Here is a 5,203-nt window from a genome sequence, read left to right on the forward strand (position 1 = left end):
CACCCGGCCGCAACGGCCGGCCGTGGCCGGCCGCTATGGCCCAGGCCACAGTTTTCGCAGGTTCCTTGCGCAACCCACACCATGTTACAAAAGGTCTACACCACCGAGTGGTGTAGACCACGTGGCCGCGCGCGCCGCGTCCGGGCATGGGTTGGAGGAGCTTGATGAGTACGGCCGACGTCGCCTCCGCGGCGAAGAAGGATCCCGCGGCGCGGAAGAGCAACCGGGCGATGGCGGTGATGCAGCGCATCGGCCGCAGTCTGATGCTGCCCGTGGCCGTGCTGCCGGCCGGCGCCCTGCTGGTGCGCCTCGGCAACACCGACATGCTCGGCCGTGAGTCGTTCCCGGCGTTCATCACCAAGATCGCCGGCTTTATGGCGGCCGGCGGCAACGCGATCCTGGACAACATGCCGCTGCTGTTCGCCGTCGGCATCGCGATCGGCTTCGCCAAGAAATCGGACGGCTCGACCGCGCTGGCCGCCGTCACCGGCTATCTGGTCTTCAAGAACGTCCTGGGCACCTTCACCGACTCCAATCTGCCCCAGGTGGCGACCGCCGTGAACGGCAAGGTCGTCATGGTGGACGCGCCCGTCGACGCGAAGGTCCTCGGCGGTGTCGTCATGGGCATCGTCGTCGCCCTGCTGTACCAGAGGTTCTACCGGACGAAGCTGCCGGACTGGGCGGGCTTCTTCGGCGGCCGTCGGCTGGTCCCGATCCTCTCCGCCTTCGCCGGTCTGATCATCGGTATCGTCTTCGGCTATATCTGGCCCGTCCTCGGTACCGGACTGCACAACCTCGGCGAGTGGCTGGTCGGCTCGGGCGCGGTCGGCGCGGGTATCTTCGGGATCGCCAACCGCGCGCTGATCCCCGTCGGTATGCACCATCTGCTGAACTCGTTCCCGTGGTTCCAGGCCGGTACGTACGAGGGCAAGAGCGGCGACATCAACCGCTTCCTCGCGGGCGACCCGACGGCCGGGCAGTTCATGACCGGCTTCTTCCCGATCATGATGTTCGCCCTGCCCGCGGCCTGTCTCGCGATCACGCACTGCGCCCGGCCCGAGCGCCGCAAGGCCGTCGGCGGCATGATGCTCTCGCTGGCGCTCACCGCGTTCGTCACCGGTGTGACGGAGCCGATCGAGTTCACCTTCATGTTCATCGCGCCGGCGCTGTACGCGATCCACGCGGTGCTGACCGGTGTCTCCATGGCCCTGACGTGGGCGCTCGGGATGAAGGACGGATTCGGCTTCTCGGCGGGCGCGGTCGACTTCGGCCTCAACCTCGGTATCGCGACGAATCCGTGGGGGCTGGTGCTGGTCGGCCTGTGCTTCGCGGCTGTCTACTACGCGTTGTTCCGCTTCGCCATCGTCAAGTTCAACATTCCGACACCGGGCCGTGAGTCCGACGAGGAACTCGCCGAGCTCCGGAAGGCCGAGGCCAAGTAGGCCTCTCTCGTACGCCCAGCAGGCCCCGCCGTTGCCGGAAACGGCGGGGCCGCCGCGCTGTCGGACAGGTCGGACCGGTCAGACGCGTCGGACAGGAACTGCCGGCCAGTCAGATGTCGTACACCGCGCCGGGAACGGCCAGTTCCGCGCGGCCCGCGTACACCTCGCGGGCATCGGCCAGATTCTGTTCGCCGTCCGTCCAGGGCGGGATGTGCGTGAGGACGAGCCTGCGCACCCGGGCGCGGGCGGCGTGGGCGCCTGCCTCGCGGCCGTTGAGATGGAGGCCCGGGATGTCCTCCTTGCCGTAGGTGAAGGCCGCCTCGCAGAGGAAGAGGTCCGTGTCCTCGGCCAGCTCGACCAGCGGCTCGCAGACACCGGTGTCACCGGAGTAGGTGAGAGACCGTCCGCCGTGCTCGATACGGATGGCGAAGGTCTCTATGGGATGCGCGACCTTCTCCGTACGGACCGAGAAGGGACCGATGTCGAAGGAGCCCGGCTTGAGCGTGTGGAAGTCGAAGACCTCGCTCATGGACTTGTCCGTCGGAGTGTCCGCGTAGGCCGTGGTGAGGCGCTGCTCGGTGCCCTCGGGCCCGTAGACCGGGATGGCGTCGCAGCGTCCGCCGTCGAACCGGTAGTAGCGGGCGACGAAGTAGCCGCACATGTCGATGCAGTGGTCCGCGTGGAGATGGCTGAGGAAGATGGCGTCGAGGTCGTAGAGACCAACATGGCGCTGCAGCTCGCCAAGGGCGCCATTACCCATGTCGAGGAGCAGCCGGAAGCCGTCGGCCTCTAGGAGGTAGCTGGAGCAGGCCGATCCCGCGGAGGGGAACGAGCCCGAACAGCCGACGACGGTGAGCTTCATGGAGCGTGAACCTCCGTGGCGTGGAAGGGGGGCGACGGGGGTTGTGCGGTTTGTCGAGCGTAAAGCGCGAAACGGCTGGTCGCTCCTCCACAGCGGTCCGTTGTGGGAGAACTCACCTGCGCTGTCACCGGTTCGGATGGACGGTGATGACCGGGTGACGGCGGGATGACGGCGACGTCGGAAGGGCCCGTACGCGCGTCCGGACACACGTCCGGCCTCCGGCCCGGATCGGGCGGAGGCCGGTTGCGGGCTCCGGAAATCGAGGATGGCGTCGGACGACTGTGCCCGGCCGCGGCCCGGCGTTACGGCGTGTCCGGCCCGGCGCCAGGGCCGTGTCCGGCCCGGCGTCACGGCCGCGTACGGCCGTACGTCACACCGGAAGGCCGTACGTCACGCCGGAAGCCGGGCCCGCGTTACGCCCAGAGCTGGCCGTGCAGTGTCTCGATCGCCTCTTCGGTGGTGGCCGCCGTGTAGACGCCCGTCGAGAGGTACTTCCAGCCGCCGTCCGCGACGACGAAGACGATGTCGGCGCTCTCGCCCGCCTTGACCGCCTTGCGCCCGACGCCGATCGCCGCGTGCAGCGCGGCGCCGGTCGAGATGCCCGCGAAGATGCCCTCCTGCTGGAGCAGTTCACGGGTACGGGTGACCGCGTCGGCCGAGCCGACGGAGAAACGGGTGGTCAGTACGGACGCGTCGTACAGCTCGGGCACGAAGCCCTCGTCGAGGTTGCGCAGTCCGTAGACGAGATCGTCGTAGCGCGGCTCGGCGGCGACGATCTTGATGTCGGGCTTCTGTTCGCGCAGGAAGCGGCCGACGCCCATCAGCGTGCCCGTCGTACCGAGCCCGGCCACGAAGTGGGTGACGGACGGCAGGTCCGCGAGGATCTCGGGGCCCGTGGTGGCGTAGTGCGCGCCCGCGTTGTCGGGATTGCCGTACTGGTAGAGCATCACCCACGAGGGATTCTCGGCCGCCAGCTCCTTGGCGACCCGTACCGCCGTGTTGGAGCCGCCCGCCGCCGGCGACGAGATGATTTCCGCGCCCCACATCGCCAGCAGGTCGCGGCGCTCCTGGGAGGTGTTCTCCGGCATGACGCAGACGATGCGGTAGCCCTTGAGCTTGGCCGCCATGGCGAGCGAGATACCGGTGTTGCCGCTGGTGGGCTCCAGGATGGTGCAGCCCGGGGTGAGCCGTCCGTCCTTCTCGGCCTGCTCGACCATATGGAGGGCGGGCCGGTCCTTGACGGAGCCGGTCGGGTTGCGGTCCTCCAGCTTGGCCCAGATCCGCACGTCGTCCGACGGGGACAGCCTCGGGAGCCGTACCAGAGGTGTGTTGCCGACCGCCGCCAGCGGGGAGTCGTACCGCATCAGACCGGGATCGCTTCGAGCGCGCCGCCGGCCACCGCGGGCAGGATGGTGACGCTGTCGCCGTCGGCGAGCTTGGTGGAGACGCCGTCGAGGAAGCGGACGTCCTCGTCGTTGAGGTAGACGTTCACGAACCGGCGGAGCTGGTTGCCCGCGGCCGGGTCGATGAGCCGCTCCCGGATTCCGGCGTGCCGGGTCTCGAGGTCGGCGAAGAGCTCGGAGAGCGTGTCGCCGCTGCCCTCGACGGCCTTCGCGCCGTCGGTGTAAGTGCGGAGGATGGTCGGGATGCGGACCTCGATGGCCATGGCATGGGCTCCTGTCGGGAGATGGCGTGACGGGCGCGCGGCTCGGGCCCCCGCGCGTGGGGGTTGGTGCGGAGGACGGCGGGTACGGCGAGGAGCGCCCGGGGGCTGTGGCTGGTCGCTCAGCCGGCGGCGCTGCCGGGACAGATGGCACTGGCGAGGCGGCACAGGTCGACGTGCAGCCGCGCCACGAGCAGCGGGGTGCTCGGCGTCTTGTCGCTCACGTCGGAGAAAACCATGGGTTCATCGTATCGATTCCCGGTCCGCGTCCCGGTATGCGTTCTCGTATGGCGGACGTTCGGCGTTCGTCAGGCGGACGGCGGGAGATAGACGACGGTCGGGGCGCCGGTGACCGGATGGGCGGTGACCTCGGCCGTCACCCCGTAGACCGTCGCGAGCAGCTCGGGAGTCAGTACGGAGCGCGGCGTTCCGGAGGCGAGGATCCGGCCGCCCTGGAGCACATGGATACGGTCGCAGTAGTACGCGGCGAGGTTCAGATCGTGCAGGGCGAGCAGATTGGTCGTGCCCGAGGCTCTGATCAGCGTGAGGACATCGAGCTGGTGGCGGATGTCGAGATGGTTGGTCGGTTCGTCGAGTACGAGCAGGGCCGGGCGCTGGAGGAGCGCGCGGGCGATGAGCGCGCGCTGCCGTTCGCCGCCGGAGAGCGAGGGAAAGGCCCGGTCCGCGAGGGCGGCGATCCCGACCTGGCCGAGAGCCGCGTCGGTGAGCGCGGTGTCGGCGGCGGTGTCGGCCTCCCAGAAGCGTTTGTGCGGCGAGCGGCCCATGGCGACGACTTCACGGACGGTCAGCTCGAAGTCGGGCCGCCCGTCCTGCGGCACGGCGGCGACACGGCGGGCCCGCGCCTTGGCGGTCATGGTGTGCAGATCGTCGCCGTCGAGGAGGGCGTGTCCGGCCGTGGGCCGGAGCGTGCCGTACACGCAGCGGAGCAGGGTGGTCTTGCCGCTGCCGTTGGGGCCGACGAGTCCGACGGTCTCGCCCGGCGCGGCGGTCAGCGCGGCGCGGTCGACGAGCAGCCGTCCGCCAGTCTCGTACGACAGCCCTTCGACGCGCAGCTCGGCGGCGGGTGCGGACGTCCGCTCCAGGGCGCTCGCGGCGCTTGCGGAGGCGCCCGTGGAGGCGCCTGCGGGGGCACCAGTGGAGGCGCTCATACGGGCGCTCCTTCCGGGCGGCGGCGCATCAGCCACAGGAACAGCGGCCCGCCTGTGAGCGCGGTGA

At 69.7% G+C, this 5,203-nt stretch carries 6 protein-coding genes; 1 reads left to right on the forward strand and 5 read right to left on the reverse strand.

Annotated features, from left to right (window positions below; all coding sequences use genetic code 11):
- The first annotated feature begins 164 nt into the window (after positions 1-164).
- Complete coding sequence (locus GA0115259_RS31565; RefSeq protein ID WP_093603320.1) at positions 165-1,442, forward strand: PTS transporter subunit EIIC; 1,278 nt, start codon at positions 165-167, stop codon at positions 1,440-1,442.
- Positions 1,443-1,551: 109 nt separating this feature from the next.
- Here GA0115259_RS31565 and GA0115259_RS31570 read toward each other — a convergent pair whose 3' ends face one another.
- The 5 genes from GA0115259_RS31570 to GA0115259_RS31585 form a co-directional block, all read right to left on the reverse strand.
- Positions 1,552-2,304 (reverse strand): MBL fold metallo-hydrolase, encoded by a 753-nt coding sequence (locus GA0115259_RS31570; protein WP_093603322.1) that lies wholly within the window; start codon positions 2,302-2,304, stop codon positions 1,552-1,554.
- A gap of 413 nt (positions 2,305-2,717) precedes the next feature.
- Complete coding sequence (locus GA0115259_RS31575) at positions 2,718-3,668, reverse strand: PLP-dependent cysteine synthase family protein (protein WP_093603324.1); 951 nt, start codon at positions 3,666-3,668, stop codon at positions 2,718-2,720.
- The gene (locus tag GA0115259_RS31580; protein ID WP_093603326.1) at positions 3,668-3,970 is read right to left on the reverse strand and encodes a MoaD/ThiS family protein; all 303 of its coding nucleotides are present in this window, start codon (positions 3,968-3,970) and stop codon (positions 3,668-3,670) included. Before GA0115259_RS31580 ends, GA0115259_RS31575 begins: the two co-directional genes overlap by 1 nt.
- A 119-nt stretch (positions 3,971-4,089) precedes the next feature.
- Positions 4,090-4,206, reverse strand: a complete 117-nt coding sequence (locus tag GA0115259_RS42990; protein ID WP_345941052.1) for a putative leader peptide — start codon at positions 4,204-4,206, stop codon at positions 4,090-4,092.
- 69 nt (positions 4,207-4,275) lie between these two features.
- Positions 4,276-5,136, reverse strand: coding sequence for an ABC transporter ATP-binding protein (locus GA0115259_RS31585; protein ID WP_093603328.1), 861 nt, complete (start codon positions 5,134-5,136; stop codon positions 4,276-4,278).
- Positions 5,137-5,203 lie beyond the last annotated feature (67 nt).

Source organism: Streptomyces sp. MnatMP-M17, from assembly GCF_900091995.1.
Taxonomy (GTDB): domain Bacteria; phylum Actinomycetota; class Actinomycetes; order Streptomycetales; family Streptomycetaceae; genus Streptomyces.